Raw genomic sequence first — 22,218 nt, 5'->3', positions numbered from 1 at the left:
GGCTCTAGTACATGATGTTGACTCTGGTTGCCTTCATTATTGCCATTGCCGTTTTGGTTGCCGTGCACGAATGGGGGCATTTTTCGGTAGCACGCGCTTGCGGGGTCAAGGTTTTGCGGTTTTCAGTTGGGTTTGGCCCTCGGCTGGCAGGCTGGACGTCGACCACGACCGGCACCGAATACGTGGTGGGAGTGCTGCCCATTGGCGGGTACGTGAAGATGCTCGATGAGCGTGAAGGCCCGGTCGACGACAGCGAAAGCGCATTAGCCTTCAACACCAAGCCTTTGCGTAGCCGTGCAGCAATTGTGGCGGCAGGCCCCATTGCCAACTTGCTGTTGGCGGTAATCCTCTATAGCGTGGTTAATTGGATTGGCGTCGATCAACCGCAGGCGTTGCTGGCACGGCCATCCCAGGGCACTGTTTTGGCCATAGCTGGCCTTCAGGGCGGTGAGCGCGTGGTGCAAGCCGGTTATGAAGGTGAGGAGTTAGAGCCGGTTCAATCGTTTGAAAAATTTCGATGGTGGATGGCCCGCGGTGCGCTGGAGCACCGCAATGTTCAGGTTGAATTTCTGAAACCAGGGGCACGCAACACGCAAGCGGTTGTGCTTGCGTTGAGTGAAGTGGACGCGCCCGACGCTAATGCCCAGTTATTCGCACGAATCGGAATTTTGGGGCCGTATTCCCAAGCCCAGATCAGCACGATATTGCCCGATGGGGCTGCTGCCCTGGCGCAGTTGCGCACCGGTGACGTGGTTTTGCGGGTGGACCAGACGGACATCGTGGATGCCGGCCAATTGCGTGACATGATTCGGGTATCCGGGCGCGATGCAGAGCCTTTGCCGCAAACTTGGCAGTTGGACCGGGGTGGCGAACGCCTCACTGTGACTGTCAAACCCGCGCGTGAACGGGAAGGTGATCAGTACATTGGCCGTATTCGAGCCGGTATCGGATCACCCTTGGCCATGACGACGGTTCAGTATGGTTTGCTGGATGGAGTGGGCGAAGCCCTGGCTCACACCTGGGAGACATCTGCACTGACCTTGCGGGTACTAGGGCAAATTGTGGTGGGTAAGGCGTCGCTTAACAACCTCAGTGGTCCCATCACCATTGCCGATTACGCCGGAAAGTCCGCTGCAATGGGTCCAACGCAATTTCTGCTTTTTCTGGCTTTGATGAGCATCAGTTTGGGTGTCCTGAACCTGCTGCCATTACCGATTCTGGATGGAGGGCACCTGATGTATTATCTTTGGGAGGCACTTTCTGGAAAGCCTGTGACGCTGACGTGGACTGAGCGGTTGCAAAAAGTGGGATTCGTCATCCTGCTGATGATGATGTCCGTTGCCGTCGTGAACGATGTGACGCGTCTGCTGCGGTGACCTGACGGGGCCGTCCTCAAACTTCCGGAATAATTAAGTTGGTGAATATGCAATTCAATCGTAAATTTCTGCGCCGCGTGTCTGTGGTAGCTGCGTCGCTATGGGCCATCCAGGGTGCCTGGGCGGTCGAGCCGTTTACGGTCCAGGATATTCGGGTTGAGGGCTTGCAGCGGGCCGAGGCTGGGACGATTTTTGCATCGTTGCCCGTGCGTGTGGGTGATACCTACAGCGACGAAAAGGCTGCGGCCTCCATCAAAGCGCTGTTCGGTCTCGGTTTGTTCAAGGATGTGCGCATCGAGGTGAGTGGTGGCGTGTTGGTGGTCATCGTGGAAGAGCGTCCCACAATCGCGGAAATTGAATTTGTGGGCAGCAAGGAGTTCGACAAAGACGTTCTGAAGAAAGCCCTGCTACAAATCGGGTTGGCCGATGGCCGTCCTTTTGACAAGGCTTTGGTCGATCGTGCCGAGCAGGAGCTTAAGCGCCAATACATCAACCGCAGCATGTATGCATCGGAAGTGGTTACCACGGTGACGCCAGTGGACCGTAACCGTGTCAATCTGAGTTTTGCGGTGACAGAAGGCGAGCCCGCCAAGATCAGCGAAATCCGCATTGTTGGTAACAAGGCATTTTCCGAGTCCACTTTGCGTGGCCTGTTCGACCTGGATACCGGTGGTTGGCTCACCTGGTACACGAAGTCGGATCGCTACTCACGTGCCAAATTAAACGCTGATATTGAATCCTTGCGTTCTTATTATCTGGCGCGAGGCTACCTGGAGTTCAAGGTGGACACGACACAAGTGGCCATTTCGCCAAACAAGCAGGACATGAGCATCACGATCAACATCACCGAAGGTGATCAGTTCGTTGTCTCGAAAGTCAATCTTTTGGGCAACTTTCTGGGCAAGGAAGATGAGTTCAAGTCCCTGGTTGCTATCCGAGTGGGACAACCTTACAACGCCGACCAAATTGCCGCAACTACCAAGGCGTTCACCGATCATTTCGGTGATTTCGGCTATGCATTCTCCCGTGTGGAACCGCGCACTGCCATTGACCGGTCCACCAATCGGGTCGAGGTGACGCTGCAAGTCGATCCGTCTCGCCGAGTCTACGTGCGCCGCATCAATGTTGCTGGCAATGACCGCACGCGTGACGAGGTGATCCGTCGTGAGTTCCGCCAGTTCGAGGCCGCTTGGTACGACGGTGAAAAAATTCGTCAGTCCCGCAACCGGGTGGACCGCCTGGGTTTTTTCAAGGAAGTCACCATGGATACGCAGGAAGTTCCTGGCTCCATGGATCAGGTCGACCTGACGGTGACCGTTGCTGAAAAGCCCACCGGAAGCATCAGTTTGGGCGCTGGCATTTCCAGTGCGGACGGCTTTGGCGTGTCTTTTGGATTCAAGCAAGACAACGCCTTTGGCTCTGGCAATTCGTTGGGCGTTGAGGTCAACACCAGCAAGCAGTTCCGTACCCTGGTATTCAACACTACCAACCCGTATTTCACGGAAGACGGTGTGTCGCGGTCGATTGAGGTGTACCAGCGCAACTCCAAGCCGTACGTTGACTTCAACAGCTACGCCATTGAGACGACCGGTGGCAGTATCCGTTTTGGGGTGCCTTTCACGGAATACGACACAGTGTATTTTGGTCTTGGCATTGACCAGACCACCATTGTTCCAGGCACTTTGCTTCCCGTGGTGTACCAGGACTTTGCCAATCGCTTTGGCTTCACCAGCAATGCGGTTCCGCTGACCATTGGCTGGGGTCGAGACACGCGTGACAGCGCACTGGTGCCCACCAGGGGCAAAGTGATGAAGACTTCTGCCGAGTGGAGTATTGCGGGGGATTTGAAATACGTGCGCGGTACGGCCTCTTACCAGCAGTACGTGCCGGTTACCAACAAGATTACAGCTGCCTTCAATGCAGAGTTGTCACTGGGTACTACAACCGGTGGCGCCAATTATTACCCTATCTTTAAGAATTTCTACTCCGGTGGTTTGGGAACTGTGCGTGGCTTTGAGCAAAGTAGCCTGACAACCGCGACCCAGCGCGCGTTGGGTCTGATAGCCACTGGCGGCACCAAGAAGGTCAATTTCAACCTGGAGTTGTTGTCGCCTCTGCCTGGCGGCGGCAAAGACCGCACCCTGCGTGCTTACACCTTCTTCGACGCGGGTGGCATTTACGGTGACGACGAACCCCTCCAGCTCGCAGATATGCGCAGTTCGGTGGGCATTGGTATCAGCTGGATTTCACCCGTTGGTCCATTGCGCCTGGCGTTTGCCAAACCCATCAAGCAGTTTGATAACGATAGAATTCAGTCATTGCAATTCCAGATCGGAAGTTCCTTTTAATGAAAACGTCAAAATTTGCCTGGTTGATTTCTGCAGTGCTGGCCGGTTGCGCCATGAGCGCCGCTGCGCAGGAATTCAAGGTAGGCGTCATCAACTACCAGGTCATCACAACCCAATCCAACCCAGCCAAAGCGGCGCAAACCAAGCTGGAGCAAGAGTTTTCCAAGCGCCAGAAGGAGTTGACTGACCAGCAGGCTGCGTTAAAAGCGTTTGGAGAAAAGTTCGACCGCGACGCGCCTACTCTGAGCGAGAGTCAGCGCGCCAACCGTCAGAAGGAAGGCACCGATTTGGCCCGAGACTTGCAGCGCCGTCAGCGTGAGTTTCAGGAAGACCTGAATGGTCGCCGTAACGAGGAATTGCAACAGCTTCTGGAACGGGCGACACGGGCCGTCAAACAGGTTGCCGAAGCAGAAAAATACGATATGGTTTTGCAGGAAGTGGTGTTCGTCAACCCCAAACACGACATCACTGACAAGGTTCTCAAGATCCTCAACGCCAACACCGCTTCCAAGTAAGCCTTGGATGCGTGTGTGTGAAGTATGAAGCGTGACCTGGCTTCAATCGTCGCCGCCTTGGGCGGCGATTTACATGGTGATGGCGCGCTGCAGGTAACAGGCCTGGCCCCATTGGAGGCCGCCACGCCGCAAGACATCAGTTTTCTCAGCAACCCCCGATACCAGCAGCAATTGCTGGATTCGCGGGCGGCCTGTGTCATTGTGGCGCCTGCCATGCGCGAAGTCGCTGTGGCACGCGGCGCCTGTATCGTCACTGATCAGCCCTACCTGTACTTTGCCAAGCTTACGCAGCTGTACAAACGCGACCGCGATCCACATCCGCACCCCGGCATCCATCCCAGCGCGGTGGTGGATGCTGCTGCCGTGGTTCATCCGACGGCCAGCATTGGCGCACTGTGTGTGGTTGAGCGTGGAGCCAGCATTGGTGCTGGTACGGTGCTTAAATCGCGGGTGACAGTGGGTGAAGATTGTGTAGTGGGAGCGCGCTGCCTTTTGCATCCTGGCGTGGTCATTGGTGCGGATGGCTTTGGCTTTGCACCGAATGGCGAGGCTTGGGAAAAGATCGAACAATTGGGTGCCGTTCAAATTGGCAACGACGTGGAGATTGGCGCCAACACCTGCATCGACCGTGGGGCCCTGCAGGACACGGTGATTGAGGACGGCGTCAAGCTCGATAACTTGATCCAGATTGGCCATAACGTGCGGGTGGGTCGCCACACCGCCATGGCCGGTTGCGTGGGCGTGGCCGGCAGCGCCACCATTGGCGCCAATTGCACCGTAGGCGGCGGTGCCATCATTTTGGGGCATTTGACGATTGGCGCCCATGTGAACATATCTGCCGGTACGCTGGTCAGCAAATCGCTGTTGAAGCCGGGCCACTACACCGGCATCTTTCCCGTGGACGACAATGCCACCTGGGAACGCAACGCCGCATCGCTGAAGCAGTTGCACAGCCTGCGAGACCGTATCAAGACTTTGGAAAAAGAGACAAAAAAATGATGGACATTCACGAAATCCTCAAAAAACTGCCGCACCGTTACCCGTTTCTTATGGTGGACCGGGTCACGGCCATCGAAAAAGGGGTGTCCATTCAGGCCCTCAAGAACGTCACCATCAACGAGCCTTTTTTCAACGGCCACTTTCCCCACCGCCCGGTCATGCCCGGTGTGATGATGCTCGAAGCCATGGCGCAGGCCGCAGCGCTGTTGGTGTTCGACACCATGGGGGTGAGCCCGGACGACAAAATGGTGTACTACTTTGCGGGTATTGACGGTGCCCGATTCAAGCGCCCGGTGGAGCCTGGCGACCAATTGGTGATGGACGTCACTATGATCCGTTCCAAGTCCGGCATATTCAAGTTTGCCGGTGTGACCCGCGTGGAAGGTAATGTGGTGTGCGAGGCCGAGTTGATGTGCACCATGCGCACCATCGCTTGAACGGATTGGGCAGCACGTTGTGACCCAGATCCACCCCAGTGCTATTGTTGATCCGGCTGCGGAGCTGGACGACTCCGTCACCGTTGGCCCCTACACCGTCATCGGTCCGCATGTGCGCATCGCGGCCGGGACCACAGTGGGGCCGCATTGCGTCATAGAAGGCCACACCACCATTGGCCGAGACAACCGCATCTTCCAGTTCAATTCGTTGGGTGCCATTCCGCAAGACAAAAAATATGCGGGCGAACCCTGCGAGCTGCGCATTGGCGATCGCAACACCATCCGCGAGTTTTGCACCTTCAACATCGGATCACCGGGTGATGTGGGCGTAACCCAGGTTGGTAATGACAACTGGATCATGGCCTATGTGCATCTGGCGCATGACTGTCAGGTCGGCAACAACACTATTTTTGCCAACAACTCCCAGCTAGCCGGCCACGTGCACGTAGACGACTGGGTCATTCTGGGCGGCTTCACCGTGGTGCACCAGTTTGTCAGGCTGGGAGCACACAGCCTGACGGCCATGTGCTCCCTGTTGTTTGCCGATTTGCCACCGTTTGTCATGTGTCAAGGCCAGCCAGCAGGTGCGCGCTCCATGAACTTTGAAGGCCTGCGCCGCCGTGGCTGGACGCCTGAGCGCATCAGCGGTGTCAAGGCCATGCACAAGGCCCTGTACCGTGACGGTTTGACGCTGGAACAGGCCAAAGTCCGCATTGCCGAGCTGGTTGCCAAACAACCCGAAACGGCACCTGACGTGGCCATGATGTTGTCCTTTTTGCACCAGACCACGCCCCAGCGCGGTATCGTTCGTTAGGGCCGTCTGGCATGCAAGCAGCACCGCCCGTGGCCCCGGTGCCGCAAACCCAACCCAACATTGCGATGGTGGCTGGCGAGGCTTCTGGCGACCTGCTGGCCGGCCTCATGCTGGAAGGCCTGAAGGCGCGCTGGCCGGGGCTGACTGCTGCCGGTATTGGTGGCCCTCAAATGGCACGCCATGGCTTTGAGGCTTGGTGGCCGCACTACAAGCTCTCGGTGCATGGGTTCGGCTGGGAGGTGTTACGCCGCTACCGCGAAATTGTGGGTATCCGCAGCCAGTTACAGGTGCGGTTGCTGGCCAAAAAGCCCGATGTGTTTATCGGTGTGGATGCACCGATTTCAACCTGCACGTAGAGCGCAATCTGCGCCAGGCAGGTGTGAAGACCGTGCATTTTGTCTGCCCCTCCATCTGGGCCTGGCGCCCCGAGCGGATCGAGAAGATTCGCGCCAGCGTAGACCACGTGCTGTGCATTTTCCCGTTTGAACCAGAATTGCTGGCCACCCATGGCATAAACGCGAGCTATGTGGGCCACCCGCTGGCCAATGTGATTGCACTGGAGCCTGACAAGGCCGCAGCCCGCGCAGCCCTGGGCCTGCAGCCAGATGACCGGGTGTTGGCCATTTTGCCGGGCAGCCGCGCATCTGAGGTTCAGCACCTGGCCTTGTGCTTCTTTGAGGCTGCAGCCCTCGTCAAACGGTCGCAAGAAGCTATTAAATTGATAGTGCCTGCGGTACCGGCCTTGCGCGGTGCAATCGAGCGGGCGGCCCAGCGCGCCGGCATGCTGGATCAGGTGCAAATTGTGGACGGTCAGTCGCACACCGTGCTGGCAGCCTGCGATGTGACGCTGATCGCCAGCGGCACTGCCACGCTGGAGGCGGCTTTGTTCAAGCGGCCCATGGTCATTGCCTACCGTATGGGCTGGCTGTCGTGGCGGATCATGCGGCCCAAGCAGTTGCAGCCCTGGGTGGGGCTGCCCAATATCCTTAGCAGGGATTTCATCGTGCCAGAGCTGATACAAGACCGCGCCAGCCCGCCAGCGCTGGCCAATGCGGTGCTGCAATGGTTTGCCGATATCTCGGATCAGCCTGCGAAAATGGCGGCGTTGCAACGCCAATTTCTGGCACTGCACCACAGCTTGCGGCGCGACACCTCCCAACTGGCAACCGATGCGATCGAAAAAATTCTTGCACGCTGAGCAAGCAAAACTCTCCTGGGATACCCCGGACTGACCGCCGGCGTGGACGAGGCCGGGCGTGGCCCCTTGGCTGGACCAGTGGTTGCGGCGGCGGTGATTTTGGATGATCGCCGTCCGATTCAGGGCCTTGCCGACTCCAAAGTCCTAACTGCCAAGCGGCGCGAGCAATTGTTTGAAGAAATCCGGGCCAAGGCCTTGTGCTGCTCTATTGCCCAGGCCAGTGCGGAAGAAGTCGACCAGATCAACATATTGCAGGCCACCCTGCTGGCCATGCGGCGTGCGGTTGAAGGGTTGCGCCTCAAACCCACTTTGGTACTGGTCGACGGCAACCGCCTGCCGGTGCTAACGATGCGGGCCGAGGCCATTGTCAAAGGCGACAGCAAGGTGCAAGCCATCTCGGCGGCTTCTATTTTGGCCAAGGTGACGCGTGACCGCTGGTGTGCCGAGCTCGACGCCCTGTACCCGCAATACGGCTTTGCAGGCCACAAAGGCTACGGCACGGCCGAGCATCTGGCGGCCCTGCAAGCCCATGGTGCCTGCCCACAGCACCGCAAGACCTTTGCACCAGTGGCCAAGGTGCTGGCATGAGCATCGCCGCATCCCAACCCGCACACATCACCTCGCGTGAGAACCCGCTGCTCAAGGAGTTGCGCAAGGTCGCGCAAGACAACACTGCCTATCGCAAAGCCGGACGCTACTGGGTAGAAGGCGACCACCTGTGCAGCGCCGCATTGGCACGCGGGCTGAAACCATCCGTTGCAGTATTTACTGAAGAATATTACCCTCTAGCCCTCGCGGAATATACGCAGACCGCTATCAAAAGCATAGTAATTCCCAACGCGCTGTTTCGGGAACTGAGTGGCCTGGAGTCGCCTGCCAGCGTTGGCTTTGTGCTGGACTTGCCGGTAGATGCCGCCCTGCAACCCTTGGCACCCAGCGTCATCCTGGACCGGGTGCAAGATGCCGGCAATGTGGGCTCCATCCTGCGCAGTGCAGGGGCCTTTGGCTTCAAACAGGTGATTGCGCTCAAGGGCACGGCGGCCCTGTGGTCGCCCAAGGTTTTGCGGGCTGGCATGGGCGCGCACTTTGGCTTGAACCTGCTCGAAGGCGTGAGCCTGGACGAACTGGCAGCGCTGCAAGTGCCCATCGTCGTCACCAGCTCCCACCAAGGTGATCTGATCCAAAATCTGTGCTGCCCCAGCCCTGCGCCTGGGCCATGGGTCACGAAGGGCAGGGCGTCTGCCCCGAACTGATGGCCCGCGCCACGGTACATGTGCGCATCGGGCAGCCGGGGGGTGAGGAATCGCTCAATGTGGCCGCGGCTGCAGCGATTTGCCTGCACGCCAGCAGCTTGTCGTAGGAAAACGGCGATCAGGGTCCCTCCGTTATAATAAGAGGCTTTCCAGAAAACAGCCGTCCCAAGCGCATTTCAAGCACCTTTTCCAACCAACACTAGCTGCCAAGAATCGTTCTTGAGCACGCTTGGGCGTACCCGTAACACAGTCGGAGAACCCAGTGCTTTTGTCTCTTAAGGGAACCACCCCCCCCGCCATCTTGGCGCTCGCAGACGGCACGGTCTATATTGGCAATTCCATTGGAGCCGCTGGTTCCACTGTCGGCGAGGTCGTGTTCAATACCTCCATGACCGGCTACCAGGAGATCCTGACCGATCCCAGCTATTGCCAGCAGATCGTAACGCTCACCTATCCCCACATTGGTAACTACGGTACCAACCCCGAGGACATCGAGTCCGACAAGGTGCACGCCGCTGGCCTGATCATCCGTGATCTACCCCTGGTGGCTTCCAACTTCCGCAGCACAGCGACTCTGAGCGAATACCTGGTGCAAGCCGGCACCGTGGCCATCGCCAACGTGGACACCCGCCAGCTGACACGTCAGTTGCGCACCCAGGGCGCGCAAAACGGCTGCATTCTGGCGCTGGCTGCCGGTGAAATGGTAACCACAGAACTTGTCGAGCAGGCCATTGCGGCAGCCAAGGCTGCACCGTCCATGTCGGGCCTGGACTTGGCCCGGGTGGTGTCGGCCCAGAAGGCGGCACTGTGGACCGAGAGCGAGTGGACGCTGGCGAATGCGGATGGAAAGCCGGGCTACGGCCAGCAGACGGCACCGCGCTTTCATGTGGTGGCGTACGACTTTGGCGTCAAGAACAACATCTTGCGCATGTTGGCACAGCGCGGCTGCAAGGTGACCGTGGTGCCCGCGCAGACCTCTGCTGCGGACGCCCTGAAACACCAACCTGACGGCATCTTCCTGAGCAATGGCCCGGGTGACCCAGAGCCGTGCGATTACGCGATCAAGGCGACGGCCGAACTGATCGAAACCGGCATCCCCATGTTCGGCATTTGCCTGGGGCACCAAATCATGGCGTTGGCCAGTGGTGCCAAGACCTTCAAGATGAAGTTTGGCCACCATGGCGCCAATCATCCGGTCAAAGACCTGGACACGGGCCGCGTCAGCATCACCAGCCAAAACCACGGGTTTGCGGTGGACGAAAAATCGCTACCTGCCAACTTGCGTGCCACCCACATCAGTCTGTTTGATCAGACGCTGCAAGGCTTTGAGCGAATCGACAAGCCGGCGTTTTGCTTTCAGGGCCACCCGGAAGCATCACCCGGCCCGCACGACATCGGTTACCTGTTTGACCGCTTCATCCGGTCGATGGAAAGCCGCGCAGGGAAGGCCGCATGAGCTTTTACGGTGTCACTGATCTGTGGACCTATGTGATAGGGGCCTTTGGCATCATTTTGCTGCCCGGACCCAACTCGCTGTTTGTGTTGTCGGTGGCATCAACACGCGGTGTTAAATCGGGTTACCAGGGGGCCTGTGGCGTGTTTGTGGGTGATACCATTTTATTGGGATTAACCGCATTGGGTGCGGCCAGTTTGCTGCGCACCAATCCGGCGCTGTTTATGGTGGTCAAGTACGCTGGCGCGGCCTACCTGACTTGGGTGGGTGTGAACCTGATCGTGGCAGGCATCCGCAAATGGAATAGCTCAGATGCGCCAGAACAACCGGTCACCGAGACGCCCGCGAATCTGGCACACCCGTTCAAGCGAGCACTGGTCATCAGCCTGCTCAACCCCAAAGCGATTTTGTTTCTGCTGTCATTCTTTGTGCAGTTCATCGACCCGACGTATGACAGGCCCGCTATTCCCTTCCTGATCCTGAGTGCCATCGTAATGACTTTCAGCGCCCTGTATTTGTCCGCTCTGATATTTGCAGGCGCACGCCTGGCGCAGATATTTCGTGCCCGCAAGCGCCTGACCAGCAGCCTCTCCAGTGCAGTGGGTGGATTGTTTTTGTGGTTTGGGGTGAAGCTGGCCACTGCAAGTCTGAATTAGCCATAACTGAAATTTTGCAAGTTTGAATCGATTGAAAAGTAAAGCGCTGTCAAAAAATGCCAAAACGTACCGACATTAAAAGCATCCTCATCATCGGCGCCGGCCCCATCATCATTGGTCAGGCCTGTGAGTTCGATTACTCCGGTGTGCAGGCCTGCAAGGCACTGCGCGAAGAGGGTTATCGCGTCATTCTGATCAACAGCAACCCAGCGACCATCATGACCGACCCCGCCACGGCGGACGTCACCTATATCGAGCCCATTACTTGGCAGACGGTCGAGAAAATCATCGCCAAGGAAAAACCAGACGCAATTTTGCCCACCATGGGCGGCCAGACGGCTCTGAACTGCGCGTTGGACCTGTGGCACAACGGCGTGCTGGCCAAGTACATGGGCGCGGGCACCGGCAAACCGGTGGAACTCATCGGTGCCACACCCGAAGCCATCGACAAGGCCGAAGACCGCCTGAAGTTCAAAGACGCCATGACCAAGATTGGTCTGGGTTCCGCACGCTCGGGTATCGCCCACAGCATGGAAGAAGCCTGGGTTGTGCAAAAGACGCTGGGTTTCCCCACCGTTATTCGCCCCAGCTTCACATTGGGTGGCACGGGCGGCGGCATTGCCTACAACCCCGAAGAGTTCGAGATCATTTGCAAGCGTGGCCTGGAAGCCTCGCCCACCAACGAGCTGCTGATTGAAGAATCGTTGTTGGGTTGGAAAGAGTACGAGATGGAAGTGGTGCGCGACAAGGCGGACAACTGCATCATCGTCTGCTCGATTGAGAATTTGGACCCGATGGGCGTGCACACCGGCGACTCCATTACCGTGGCACCGGCGCAGACGCTGACCGACAAGGAATACCAGATTTTGCGTAATGCATCGCTGGCCGTGCTGCGCGAAATTGGTGTGGACACGGGTGGCTCGAACGTGCAGTTCTCCATCAACCCGGATGATGGCCGGATGGTTGTCATCGAGATGAACCCGCGTGTGTCGCGCTCCTCAGCGCTGGCCTCCAAGGCCACGGGTTTTCCCATTGCCAAGATTGCGGCCAAGCTGGCCGTAGGATTCACCTTGGACGAGCTGCGCAACGATATTACGGGCGGCGCTACCCCGGCGTCGTTCGAACCCAGCATCGACTACGTGGTTACGAAGATTCCACGTTTCGCATTTGAAAAATTTCCTGCAGCAGATTCACGCTTGACCACGCAAATGAAGAGCGTGGGCGAGGTCATGGCCATGGGCCGCACCTTTCAGGAATCGTTCCAAAAGGCCTTGCGTGGTCTGGAAGTGGGCGTGGACGGCATGAACGAAAAAACCCAAGACCGCGAAGTGCTCGAAAAAGAGCTGGGCGAGCCCGGCCCCGAGCGCATCTGGTACGTGGGCGATGCGTTCGCCCAAGGGCTGAGCGTGGACGAAGTCTTTGCGCTGACCAAGATCGACCGCTGGTTCTTGGTGCAGATCGAGCAGATCGTCAAGATCGAGCTGGAGATTGAGCGCTTGCCCCAGCCCGCCAGCGGCACGGCCTTCGACCGGATCGACGCCGCCACGCTGCGCAGCCTGAAGCAAAAGGGTTTCTCTGACCGCCGCTTGGCCAAACAGTTTAAGACTACCGACAAAGCCGTGCGAGAAAAACGGCATGCCATGGGTGTGCGCCCTGTGTACAAGCGGGTAGATACCTGCGCGGCTGAGTTCGGCACCAACACCGCCTACATGTATTCCACCTACGAGTCTGAAGGCGCGGAGTGCGAAGCAGCACCCACCGACAAGAAAAAAATCATGGTGCTCGGTGGTGGTCCCAACCGTATTGGGCAGGGCATCGAGTTTGATTACTGCTGCGTGCACGCCGCCTTGGCCATGCGCGAAGATGGGTATGAAACCATCATGGTCAATTGCAACCCAGAGACCGTGTCGACAGACTACGACACCTCCGACCGCCTGTACTTCGAGCCACTTACACTCGAAGACGTGCTGGAAATTGTCGACAAGGAAAAGCCGGTTGGTGTGATCGTGCAATACGGTGGCCAGACGCCCTTGAAGCTGGCACTGGACCTCGAAGCCAATGGCGTGCCCATCATCGGCACCAGCCCCGACATGATTGACGCCGCCGAAGACCGCGAGCGTTTCCAAAAGCTGCTGCACGCGTTGGAGTTGCGCCAACCACCCAATGCCACGGCCCGTACCGAGCCCGAAGCACTGGAGAAGGCCGCCGCCTTGGGCTACCCCCTGGTGGTGCGTCCCAGCTATGTGCTGGGTGGCCGCGCGATGGAAATCGTGCACGAACAGCGTGACCTGGAGCGCTACATGCGCGAGGCCGTCAAGGTCAGTCACGATTCCCCGGTGTTGCTGGACCGCTTCTTGAACGACGCCATCGAGTGCGATGTGGACTGCATCCGCGATGACACCGGTGTGACCTTTATTGGTGGCGTGATGGAACACATCGAGCAAGCCGGTGTGCACAGTGGTGACTCCGCCTGCTCGTTGCCACCCTACAGCCTGCGCCCGGCTACCGTTGCCGAGATCAAGCGCCAAACTGCCGCCATGGCCACCGCCCTGAACGTGGTAGGCCTGATGAACGTGCAGTTTGCCATCCAGAACATCGATGGCAAGGATGTGATTTACGTGCTGGAAGTCAACCCCCGCGCTTCGCGCACGGTGCCTTTTGTCTCCAAGGCTACCGGTATTCCGCTGGCCAAGGTGGCCGCGCGCTGCATGGTGGGTCAGTCACTGGCGTCGCAGGGTGTTCTTCGCGAAGTGACGCCCCCGTACTTTAGTGTCAAGGAAGCCGTGTTCCCATTCGTCAAGTTTCCCGGTGTGGACATCATTCTCGGCCCCGAGATGAAGTCCACCGGCGAAGTGATGGGCGTGGGCAAGACCTTTGGCGAAGCTTTTGTGAAATCGCAGCTCGGTGCCGGCGCCAAGCTGCCGCGCTCGGGTAAGGCGTTTATTTCGGTCAAGCAAAGCGACAAGCCCCGCGTGGTCGAAGTGGCCCGCAAGCTGGCCGATATGGGTTTTACGCTGGTAGCCACCAAGGGCACTGCGGCGAGCATCAACGCCGCCGGTGTGGCCTGCGAGGTGGTCAACAAGGTTACCGAAGGGCGCCCGCACATTGTGGACATGATCAAGAACGAGCCCCTGGCCATGGTCATCAACACGGTGGAAGAGCGCCGTAACGCCATTGCCGACTCCCGTCAGATTCGCACCTCGGCCCTGTTGGCGCGCGTCACCACCTACACAACCATAGCCGGCGCCGAGGCTGCTGTGGAAGGTATGAAGTACCTGGATGAGCTGGATGTGATTTCAATACAAGAAATGCACAGCCAATTGGCCGCATAAAGTTGGCATAATTGGGGCCAACTGCAAGGACAGTGCCGCGCGTGAGCGCCGCACTGTCCTTGTACTTTGAGGCTGAACAAACCAGATACACCATGGCAACCTATCCCATTACCAAGCGCGGCTCCGAGCTACTCAAGGCGGAGCTGCACAAATTGAAAACTGTTGAACGGCCCGCCGTTATCCAGGCTATTTCCGAGGCACGGGCGCAGGGTGACCTGAGTGAAAACGCCGATTACGACGCTGCCAAAGAGCGCCAAGGCTTTATTGAAGGCCGTATCCAGGAAGTCGAAGGCAAGTTGTCTGCCGCCCAGGTGATCGACCCCACCAGCATTCAGGCAGACGGCCAAGTGGTGTTTGGTGCTACGGTAGAACTTGAAGACGAAGACACTGGCTACCGTGTTACCTACCAGATCGTGGGTGAAGACGAGGCCGACCTCAAGCACGGGCGCATCAACATCAGCTCCCCGATTGCCCGCGCGCTGATTGGCAAATTGTCGGGCGATACCGCTGTGGTGCTGGCCCCCGGTGGCGAGCGCGTCTATGAAGTCGTGGCGGTGCAATACGTCTAAGCTGTTGTACTCTTTGCCGCTGTGGTTGACTGCCCTGTGGTGGGGCAGCCTGACCACCGTGGGCTTTCTGGTGGTGCCACTGCTGTTTGTGCACCTGCCCACCCCCGCTATGGCGGGTGGCATGGCCGCCAAGCTGTTCACGGCTCAGACAACCGTGTCCGTAGTCTGCGGCTTGGTGCTGCTTATGTTATTTCGACAAAAGCAGGCACCAGCCCTCGTGGATACTGCGCAGAGCGCTACGCTTTTCGTAGTGGGTGGCGTTCTGCTGGCGCTGTTGGTGGAGTTTGGCGTGACGCCCCATATCCTGGCTCGCGACAACCTGGTGCTGTGGCATCGGGTTGGAACTGGGATGTATGTCGTGCAGTGGCTCTGCGCTGGCGTGGTGTTTGGGAAATTGGCAAAAGACCGTTAACCAGTTGAGGGCAGAGCTACGCTGCGCTGCGGTCTGGCCCGCAAAGAATCAGGTTTGGTTGCGCTTTTTCACGCTGACGGGTGGTTTAGGTTTAGCCCGCTTGACATTGCCACCAGCAGTTAAGCGCTGGTTGCCGAGCACACGCAGGGTCTTGACTTCGGGGCGCTGACCGGCACGCTTGGCGTACTTGAGCACTTTGACGTCGCGCGGACCGGCCATGCGGTCTTCATCGACGGCCTTTTCTTTTTCGACTTTGGGCCGCCACAGGACGAGCAGCTTGCCGATGTGTTGAATGGGTGCGGCGCTGAGTTCATCCGCCAGGGACTGGAACATGGCTTCGCGGGCAGTGCGGTCGTCCGAGAACACGCGGACCTTGATCAGGCCGTGGGATTTGAGGGCGGCGTCAATTTCTTTTTTGACGTTGGCGGTGAGGCCATCGCCGCCGACCATGACAACGGGGTCCAGATGGTGAGCTTCGGCGCGGTGTTCCTTGCGCTGGGCAGGAGTCAGTTGAATTAAGGGCATACCGGTATTATCCGTGCAATGGTTATGGGGCGGTAGAGCCGTTCCCTCAGAAAGCAGAAATGAAAACGAAAACGAGCAGCAAGAAGGTCAACAAGGCCTGGTTGCACGATCACATCAACGACCCCTACGTCAAACTGGCGTCCAGGGAGGGTTACCGCGCGCGCGCGGCCTACAAGCTCAAGGAGATCGACGAGGCGCTGGGGTTGATCAAACCCGGCTACCTGGTAGTGGACCTGGGCAGCACCCCTGGCGCCTGGAGTCAGTATGTGCGCCGGCGCCTGTCGCCCAGTGGGGCTGCGGTGGGCGACCTGGACGGCACCATCATCGCCCTGGACCTGCTGCCCATGGACCCGATTGAAGGCGTAACCTTTATCCAGGGTGATTTTCGCGAGGCCGAGATACTGACCCAGCTGGAGGCGTCCCTGCAGGGGCGCCAGGCCGATGTTGTTGTGTCCGATATGGCACCTAACTTATCTGGCATCTCGTCGGTGGACGCTGCACGGGTAGAACTCCTGGTTGAGCTGGCCATCGAATTCGCTCAAAACCACATGAAACCGCAGGGCGCACTGGTGGCCAAGGTTTTCCACGGCCCCAGTTACAACGACGTGGTGCAGCACTTCAAAGCGGCCTTCCAGGTGGTCAAACCGTTCAAGCCCAAGGCCTCGCGGGACCGGTCATCAGAGACCTTTCTGATCGGTCTGGGTCTTAAATAACCCTAATATTGCGTCCCGGTTACCTTGAAACGCCTAAAATGGGGCCCAGATAAGCACGGTATCTCTACCTGTGCCCCTCTTGGAGCTTCGCTTGAATAATCAGTTGTTTTCAAAAATTGCAGTGTGGTTGGTGATTGGCTTGGTGCTCTTCACCGTATTCAAGCAGTTTGATACACGCGGCGCTGCCGGCGCCAACGTGGTGGGCTATTCGGATTTTCTGGATGAAGTCCGTAACAAACACATCAAGACCGCCATCATCCAGGAAGGTCAGGGCGGCAGCACCGAGATCATGGCCATTACCAACGATGACCGCAAGGTACGGACCACGGCTACCTATCTGGACCGTGGCCTGATTGGTGACCTCATCAACAATAACGTCAAGTTTGACGTCAAGCCGCGTGAAGAAGGCTCGCTGTTGATGACCCTGCTGGTTAGCTGGGGCCCCATGCTGCTGCTAGTGGGTGTGTGGATTTATTTCATGCGCCAGATGCAGGGCGGTGGCAAGGGCGGGGCGTTCAGCTTTGGCAAAAGCAAGGCCCGTCTGCTGGACGAAAACACCAATACCGTTACCTTTGCCGATGTGGCCGGTTGCGACGAGGCCAAGGAAGAAGTGAAGGAAGTCGTGGACTTCCTCAAAGACCCCAGCAAGTTCCAAAAGCTCGGGGGTCGTATTCCCCGTGGTTTGCTACTGGTAGGCCCTCCGGGTACGGGTAAAACGCTGTTGGCCAAGTCCATTGCCGGCGAGGCCAAGGTGCCGTTCTTCAGCATCTCGGGCTCGGACTTTGTGGAAATGTTTGTTGGTGTGGGCGCATCACGAGTGCGCGACATGTTTGAGAACGCCAAGAAAAACGCGCCTTGCATCATCTTCATTGACGAAATCGATGCCGTGGGCCGCCAACGTGGCGCTGGCCTAGGCGGTGGCAACGACGAACGCGAGCAAACGCTCAACCAGATGCTGGTCGAGATGGACGGTTTTGAGACCAACGTGGGTGTGATCGTGGTGGCTGCCACCAACCGCCCCGACATTTTGGACGCCGCCTTGCTGCGCCCCGGCCGGTTTGATCGTCAGGTGTATGTCACGCTGCCCGATATCCGTGGTCGTGAGCAGATTTTGAACGTGCACATGCGCAAAATCCCTGTGGGTCAGGATGTGAGCCCCAACGTGATTGCACGCGGCACGCCCGGCATGTCTGGTGCCGATTTGGCCAACCTGTGCAACGAAGCCGCCCTGATGGCTGCGCGCCGCAACGCCCGTGTGGTGGAAATGCAGGACTTCGAAAAGGCCAAGGACAAGATCCTCATGGGCCCCGAGCGCAAGAGCATGGTCATGCCCGAAGAAGAGCGCAAAAACACGGCGTACCACGAGTCCGGCCACGCCCTGATCGGCAAGATGCTGCCCAAGTGCGACCCGGTGCACAAGGTCACCATCATTCCCCGTGGCCGCGCCCTGGGCGTGACCATGAGCCTGCCAGCACAAGACCGCTACAGCTACGACAGCGAATACATGCTCAACCAGATCAGCATGCTGTTTGGTGGCCGCATCGCCGAAGAAGTGTTCATGAACCAGATGACCACCGGCGCCAGCAACGACTTCGAGCGCGCCACCCACATTGCCCGCGACATGGTCACCCGCTACGGCATGACCGACGCCCTGGGCCCCATGGTCTATGCAGAGAATGAAGGCGAAGTGTTCCTGGGCCGTTCCGTCACCAAGACCACCACCATGAGCGAATCGACCATGCAAAAGGTTGATTCCGAGGTACGCCGCATCATCGACCAGCAGTACGCAGAGGCGCGTAAGCTGATTGAGGACAACAAGGACAAGATACACGCCATGGCCAAGGCCCTGCTGGAATGGGAAACCATCGACACCGACCAGCTCGACGACATCATGGCCGGCAAGGATCCGCGTCCGCCCAAGGACTGGACCCCGCGCACACCCAACTCCGGTGGTGGTGGTGGCAGCGGCGGAGCTCCTGCCGTGGCGGTCGATCCCAGCCCGACCGTGGCGTAAGGGCTTGCATCAATAGCAGACGGGGCCTTGTGCCCCGTTTTTGTTTCAACGGGCATTGCATATGGATCCTTTCATGCACTGGCAAACCAGCCGATTTTTGATTGATTTGCGTACACCCAAGGTCATGGGCATTGTCAACGTCACGCCCGATTCTTTTTCTGATGGTGGCCAGTACGCCAGCCAAGACGCCGCTCTGGCCCATTGCGACCGATTACTCAAAGACGGTGCCGACATGCTGGACATTGGTGGCGAATCTACCCGCCCGGGTGCCCTGGAACTACCGGTGGAAGACGAGCTGGCGCGTGTGTTGCCCATCATTCGCCATGCCGTCACCCTGGGCGTACCGGTATCGGTGGATACCTACAAACCAGCCGTCATGCAGGCGGCACTCGATTTGGGTGCCGACATCATCAACGATATCTGGGCCCTGCGCTGGCGTGCCGACGGTGACAGCCCAACTGGGCAGCAGGTGGTCAGTACCCATCCAAACTGCGGCGTGTGCCTGATGCACATGCACCGCAACCCGCAGACCATGCAGATAGCACCCATGGAAGGTGACGTGGTGCCGCAAGTGCTATTGTTTTTGAAGCAGCTTACGCAAGAACTGCGAGGGCTAGGGGTCGATTCAGCTCGTATTTTTATTGACCCCGGCATTGGCTTTGGCAAGACGGTACAACAAAATTTTGCGCTGTTGGCGAAGCAGTCCAGCCTGTTATCGTTGGGCTACCCGGTGCTGGCGGGTTGGTCACGCAAATCCTCGCTCGCAGCGGTCACGCTGCGGTCCCTGTCCAACGTGGCCACCATGGACGCTCGGGACCGGCTGGTGCCCAGTGTGACGGCGGCGCTGCTGGCTGTGCAGAATGGTGCCCGCGTGGTGCGGGTGCATGACGTCAAAGAAACGGTGCAGGCCCTCAAGGTGTTTGAGACCATGCAACAGTGCGGTTAACCATCCGCAGTATCAAAGTAAAGAAGCAACATGAGCAGACAGTATTTCGGCACTGACGGCATTCGCGGCACAGTCGGCCAGGCCCCCATCACCCCTGACTTTGTCATGCGCCTGGCGCACGCGGTGGGCCGCGTGCTCAAGCGCACCGAGGCGCGCCCCACGGTGCTGATCGGCAAGGACACCCGCATCTCGGGCTACATGCTGGAAAGCGCGCTGGAGAGCGGCTTCAATTCCGCCGGCGTGGACGTGGTGTTGCTGGGGCCACTTCCCACACCGGGCGTGGCCTACCTGACCCGCGCACAGCGGGCCTCGCTGGGCGTGGTCATTAGCGCCAGCCACAACCCCTTTGCCGACAACGGCATCAAGTTTTTCAGCGCCCAGGGCACCAAGTTGTCCGATGACTGGGAGCGCGCGGTGGAAGCTGCGCTGGAAGAACCCCCCGTCTGGGCCGATTCCGCCTCGCTGGGCAAGGCCCGCCGGCTGGATGACGCGGATGGCCGCTACATCGAGTTTTGCAAGAGCACCTTTTCCAACGACCTCACCCTCAAGGGCATGAAGATCGTGGTCGATGCCGCTCACGGTGCGGCTTACCAAATTGCACCCAAGGTGTTCCATGAGCTTGGGCGCCGACGTGGTGGCCATTGGTTGTGCCCCCGATGGCCTCAACATCAACCACGAGGTGGGTGCCACCCATCCGCAGGCGCTGGTGGATGCGGTCAAGGCCCACCAAGCCGACTTTGGCGTTGCGCTGGATGGCGACGCCGACCGCCTGCAGGTGGTGGATGCCGACGGGCGCCTGTACAACGGTGACGAACTGCTCTACCTGATGGCCGACGACCGCCTGAGTCGCGATGAGCATCTACCTGGCGTGGTTGGCACCCTGATGACCAATATGGCTGTGGAAGTGGCGCTCAAGGCACGCGGGGTTGAGTTTGTGCGCGCCAAGGTGGGCGACCGCTACGTGCTGGAAGAGCTCTACAAGCACAAATGGATTCTGGGCGGCGAGGGCTCGGGCCACCTGCTGGCGCTGGACAAGCACACCACCGGTGACGGCCTGATTTCTGCCCTGCAGGTATTGCAAGCCCTACAACGTAGCGGCAAAACCATGTCGCAGTTGCTGGCCCAGGTTACGCTTTTTCCCCAGACGCTTATCAACGTGCGCCTCAAGCCTGGCCAGGACTGGAAGTCCAATGTCCGCCTGGAGCAAGAAACGCGCGCGGTGGAAGCCGAACTGGGTGACTCCGGCCGGGTGCTGATCCGAGCCAGTGGCACCGAGCCATTGTTGCGGGTCATGGTGGAGGCGCGCGACGCCGCCCAAGCCAGGGCCTGCGCCCAACGCATTGCCGACACACTGAACGCATGACGGGAGCGCCCAGCATGACAATAACTCCTCCCACCGCACCCAGCGCGCGCCGTGGCGCATCCATGACAGTTTGCCGTGCTGACTACGCCAATGCAGACCACGCCAGCGCCGTGGTACTGCTGCTGGACGCCTACGCCCAAGACCCCATGGGCGGTGGCCATGGCTTGAGCGACTTCGCCAAGGCCAATCTGGTGGCGGCCCTTGCGGCACGACCCCAAGCCTACAGCGTGCTGGCCTTTGACGGCAACCAGCCCGTGGGCCTGGTGAACTGCATCGAAGGGTTTTCCACCTTTGCCTGCCGGCCCCTGGTCAACGTGCACGATGTAACCGTCTTCGCCACCCACCGTGGCCAAGGCATCGCCGAGAAAATGCTGGCCCTGGCCGAAGCCGTGGCCGTGGAACGCGGTGCCTGTAAGCTCACCCTGGAAGTGCTGCAAGGCAACGTGGGTGCCGACCGCCTGTACCGCCGCCTGGGCTTTGCCAACTACGAACTTGACCCGGCACTGGGTCAGGCGCAGTTCATGCAAAAGTGGTTGTAAGTACTATCAATTTTGGAGTAGTCTACGCAATGTCCACGAGGGCTGGATAAGTGTTGGTTGATGGGAATCCACCGAGATTCGATCGAAATACTTTGAAAGGCATCCATGAAATTCATTGCATTGAACTCCGGACGCAACGCTACCAGTATGCGGCGGCTTGTGCTGGCAGTTACCACCATTGCATGCGCCGGCGTGAGCAGCATTGCGGCAGCACAGTCTAAGCTGGGTAGCTACACCGGGACGATCGAAATTTCTGGAACCCAGTTCGGGCCCGAGGTCACTTACCGCGCCAGCGTCAAGGTCAGCCTTCCGGTCAGCCAGCGTAGCGGGTCTTCCATCGAGGCTGAATTCCTGTCGGGTGAGGCGCCGAATGCAACCGTACTTCTCTCCCAATGGGACATATCCAATACCGAGAAGACCAAAGATTCTGGAGGCCAGTTCAATAGCTATACCTGCTCACTGGCCGGACCGACCGAAATCCCTATGTCAGCGACTGGCGTTCTTGATGTCAATTTGAAGGAAAAGAAGCACACGTTGTCCCTCACGCTTGTGTCGACCACGGACGTTGCCTTTAATTGCAAGCATTCACGTTCGGGCCCCTACAAGTCAAAGAAGGGCATCGCCCTGACGCTGGGTACCGGCGCTCCGGGGGATGCAATCCGAAACACCCCTTGCCTTTTTCTGATCCATCGCATTTGACTGCGAAATACACGTTGATGCCGACTGCAGCAACCAAGGGTGAATACGGCCCCATCA

At 58.7% G+C, this 22,218-nt stretch carries 17 protein-coding genes and 4 pseudogenes; 20 read left to right on the top strand and 1 reads right to left on the bottom strand.

Annotated elements, in window-relative coordinates; all coding sequences use genetic code 11:
• Positions 1 to 11: 11 nt before the first annotated feature.
• From rseP to IPI80_RS06590, 14 genes and pseudogenes are all read left to right on the top strand, one after another.
• Positions 12 to 1,376, top strand: coding sequence for an RIP metalloprotease RseP (gene rseP, locus IPI80_RS06655; RefSeq protein ID WP_413858377.1), 1,365 nt, complete (start codon positions 12 to 14; stop codon positions 1,374 to 1,376).
• Between the two features lie 41 nt (positions 1,377 to 1,417).
• Entirely contained in the window at positions 1,418 to 3,724 is a 2,307-nt protein-coding gene (gene bamA, locus IPI80_RS06650) for an outer membrane protein assembly factor BamA (RefSeq protein WP_413858375.1), read from the top strand.
• On the top strand, positions 3,724 to 4,239 hold the full coding sequence (locus tag IPI80_RS06645; protein ID WP_413858373.1) for an OmpH family outer membrane protein: 516 nt from the start codon (positions 3,724 to 3,726) through the stop codon (positions 4,237 to 4,239). Before bamA ends, IPI80_RS06645 begins: the two co-directional genes overlap by 1 nt.
• A 24-nt stretch (positions 4,240 to 4,263) precedes the next feature.
• Positions 4,264 to 5,238 (top strand): UDP-3-O-(3-hydroxymyristoyl)glucosamine N-acyltransferase, encoded by a 975-nt coding sequence (gene lpxD, locus IPI80_RS06640; protein ID WP_413858371.1) that lies wholly within the window; start codon positions 4,264 to 4,266, stop codon positions 5,236 to 5,238.
• Positions 5,235 to 5,675 (top strand): 3-hydroxyacyl-ACP dehydratase FabZ, encoded by a 441-nt coding sequence (gene fabZ / locus IPI80_RS06635; RefSeq protein ID WP_413858369.1) that lies wholly within the window; start codon positions 5,235 to 5,237, stop codon positions 5,673 to 5,675. The genes lpxD and fabZ overlap by 4 nt, the downstream gene beginning before the upstream one ends.
• Positions 5,676 to 5,694: 19 nt before the next feature.
• Complete coding sequence (gene lpxA, locus IPI80_RS06630; protein WP_413858367.1) at positions 5,695 to 6,489, top strand: acyl-ACP--UDP-N-acetylglucosamine O-acyltransferase; 795 nt, start codon at positions 5,695 to 5,697, stop codon at positions 6,487 to 6,489.
• Between the two features lie 65 nt (positions 6,490 to 6,554).
• Positions 6,555 to 7,687, top strand: a pseudogene (gene lpxB / locus IPI80_RS06625) (lipid-A-disaccharide synthase).
• A pseudogene (gene rnhB, locus IPI80_RS06620) lies at positions 7,659 to 8,275 on the top strand (ribonuclease HII). Before lpxB ends, rnhB begins: the two co-directional pseudogenes overlap by 29 nt.
• A pseudogene (locus tag IPI80_RS06615) lies at positions 8,272 to 9,047 on the top strand (TrmH family RNA methyltransferase). The pseudogenes rnhB and IPI80_RS06615 overlap by 4 nt, the downstream one beginning before the upstream one ends.
• Before the next feature lie 155 nt (positions 9,048 to 9,202).
• Positions 9,203 to 10,396, top strand: coding sequence for a glutamine-hydrolyzing carbamoyl-phosphate synthase small subunit (gene carA / locus IPI80_RS06610; protein WP_413858365.1), 1,194 nt, complete (start codon positions 9,203 to 9,205; stop codon positions 10,394 to 10,396).
• The gene (leuE, locus tag IPI80_RS06605) at positions 10,393 to 11,049 is read left to right on the top strand and encodes a leucine efflux protein LeuE (RefSeq protein ID WP_413858363.1); all 657 of its coding nucleotides are present in this window, start codon (positions 10,393 to 10,395) and stop codon (positions 11,047 to 11,049) included. Before carA ends, leuE begins: the two co-directional genes overlap by 4 nt.
• A 56-nt stretch (positions 11,050 to 11,105) precedes the next feature.
• Positions 11,106 to 14,381 (top strand): carbamoyl-phosphate synthase large subunit, encoded by a 3,276-nt coding sequence (carB, locus tag IPI80_RS06600; protein ID WP_413858361.1) that lies wholly within the window; start codon positions 11,106 to 11,108, stop codon positions 14,379 to 14,381.
• Positions 14,382 to 14,473: 92 nt separating this feature from the next.
• A complete protein-coding gene (gene greA, locus IPI80_RS06595; RefSeq protein WP_413858721.1) occupies positions 14,474 to 14,950 on the top strand; it encodes a transcription elongation factor GreA in 477 nt (158 codons plus the stop codon).
• 1 nt (position 14,951) lies between these two features.
• Complete coding sequence (locus tag IPI80_RS06590) at positions 14,952 to 15,362, top strand: DUF4149 domain-containing protein (RefSeq protein ID WP_413858719.1); 411 nt, start codon at positions 14,952 to 14,954, stop codon at positions 15,360 to 15,362.
• A gap of 48 nt (positions 15,363 to 15,410) precedes the next feature.
• Here the strand turns inward: IPI80_RS06590 and IPI80_RS06585 are convergent, their stop codons facing one another.
• Entirely contained in the window at positions 15,411 to 15,887 is a 477-nt protein-coding gene (locus tag IPI80_RS06585; RefSeq protein WP_413858359.1) for a YhbY family RNA-binding protein, read from the bottom strand.
• A gap of 59 nt (positions 15,888 to 15,946) precedes the next feature.
• Here IPI80_RS06585 and IPI80_RS06580 point away from each other — a divergent pair, with 59 nt between their 5' ends.
• From IPI80_RS06580 to IPI80_RS06555, 6 genes and pseudogenes are all read left to right on the top strand, one after another.
• A complete protein-coding gene (locus IPI80_RS06580; protein ID WP_413858357.1) occupies positions 15,947 to 16,600 on the top strand; it encodes an RlmE family RNA methyltransferase in 654 nt (217 codons plus the stop codon).
• Between the two features lie 91 nt (positions 16,601 to 16,691).
• Positions 16,692 to 18,614 (top strand): ATP-dependent zinc metalloprotease FtsH, encoded by a 1,923-nt coding sequence (ftsH, locus tag IPI80_RS06575; RefSeq protein WP_413858355.1) that lies wholly within the window; start codon positions 16,692 to 16,694, stop codon positions 18,612 to 18,614.
• A 73-nt stretch (positions 18,615 to 18,687) separates the two neighbouring features.
• Positions 18,688 to 19,560 (top strand): dihydropteroate synthase, encoded by an 873-nt coding sequence (folP, locus tag IPI80_RS06570; RefSeq protein ID WP_413858353.1) that lies wholly within the window; start codon positions 18,688 to 18,690, stop codon positions 19,558 to 19,560.
• Between the two features lie 30 nt (positions 19,561 to 19,590).
• A pseudogene (glmM, locus tag IPI80_RS06565) lies at positions 19,591 to 20,923 on the top strand (phosphoglucosamine mutase).
• Between the two features lie 14 nt (positions 20,924 to 20,937).
• On the top strand, positions 20,938 to 21,462 hold the full coding sequence (locus IPI80_RS06560; RefSeq protein ID WP_413858351.1) for a GNAT family N-acetyltransferase: 525 nt from the start codon (positions 20,938 to 20,940) through the stop codon (positions 21,460 to 21,462).
• A gap of 105 nt (positions 21,463 to 21,567) precedes the next feature.
• A complete protein-coding gene (locus IPI80_RS06555) occupies positions 21,568 to 22,161 on the top strand; it encodes a hypothetical protein (protein ID WP_413858349.1) in 594 nt (197 codons plus the stop codon).
• The last annotated feature ends 57 nt before the right edge of the window (positions 22,162 to 22,218 follow it).

This window comes from Candidatus Aalborgicola defluviihabitans (assembly GCF_016705985.1).
Taxonomy (GTDB): Bacteria; Pseudomonadota; Gammaproteobacteria; order Burkholderiales; family Burkholderiaceae_C; genus Allorhodoferax; species Allorhodoferax defluviihabitans.
Note: the sequence above shows the minus strand (reverse complement) of the source record. Positions and strands in the feature narration are given on the sequence as shown.

Coding starts and splice junctions, on each gene's coding strand:
- IPI80_RS06580 (WP_413858357.1), top strand. CDS start 15,947: ATGAAAACGAAAACGAGCAGCAAGAAGGTCAACAAGGCCTGGTTGCAC.
- greA (WP_413858721.1), top strand. CDS start 14,474: ATGGCAACCTATCCCATTACCAAGCGCGGCTCCGAGCTACTCAAGGCG.
- leuE (WP_413858363.1), top strand. CDS start 10,393: ATGAGCTTTTACGGTGTCACTGATCTGTGGACCTATGTGATAGGGGCC.
- IPI80_RS06585 (WP_413858359.1), bottom strand. CDS start 15,887: ATGCCCTTAATTCAACTGACTCCTGCCCAGCGCAAGGAACACCGCGCC.
- IPI80_RS06645 (WP_413858373.1), top strand. CDS start 3,724: ATGAAAACGTCAAAATTTGCCTGGTTGATTTCTGCAGTGCTGGCCGGT.
- folP (WP_413858353.1), top strand. CDS start 18,688: ATGCACTGGCAAACCAGCCGATTTTTGATTGATTTGCGTACACCCAAG.
- fabZ (WP_413858369.1), top strand. CDS start 5,235: ATGATGGACATTCACGAAATCCTCAAAAAACTGCCGCACCGTTACCCG.
- lpxD (WP_413858371.1), top strand. CDS start 4,264: ATGAAGCGTGACCTGGCTTCAATCGTCGCCGCCTTGGGCGGCGATTTA.
- IPI80_RS06560 (WP_413858351.1), top strand. CDS start 20,938: ATGACAATAACTCCTCCCACCGCACCCAGCGCGCGCCGTGGCGCATCC.
- carB (WP_413858361.1), top strand. CDS start 11,106: ATGCCAAAACGTACCGACATTAAAAGCATCCTCATCATCGGCGCCGGC.
- IPI80_RS06555 (WP_413858349.1), top strand. CDS start 21,568: ATGAAATTCATTGCATTGAACTCCGGACGCAACGCTACCAGTATGCGG.
- rseP (WP_413858377.1), top strand. CDS start 12: ATGATGTTGACTCTGGTTGCCTTCATTATTGCCATTGCCGTTTTGGTT.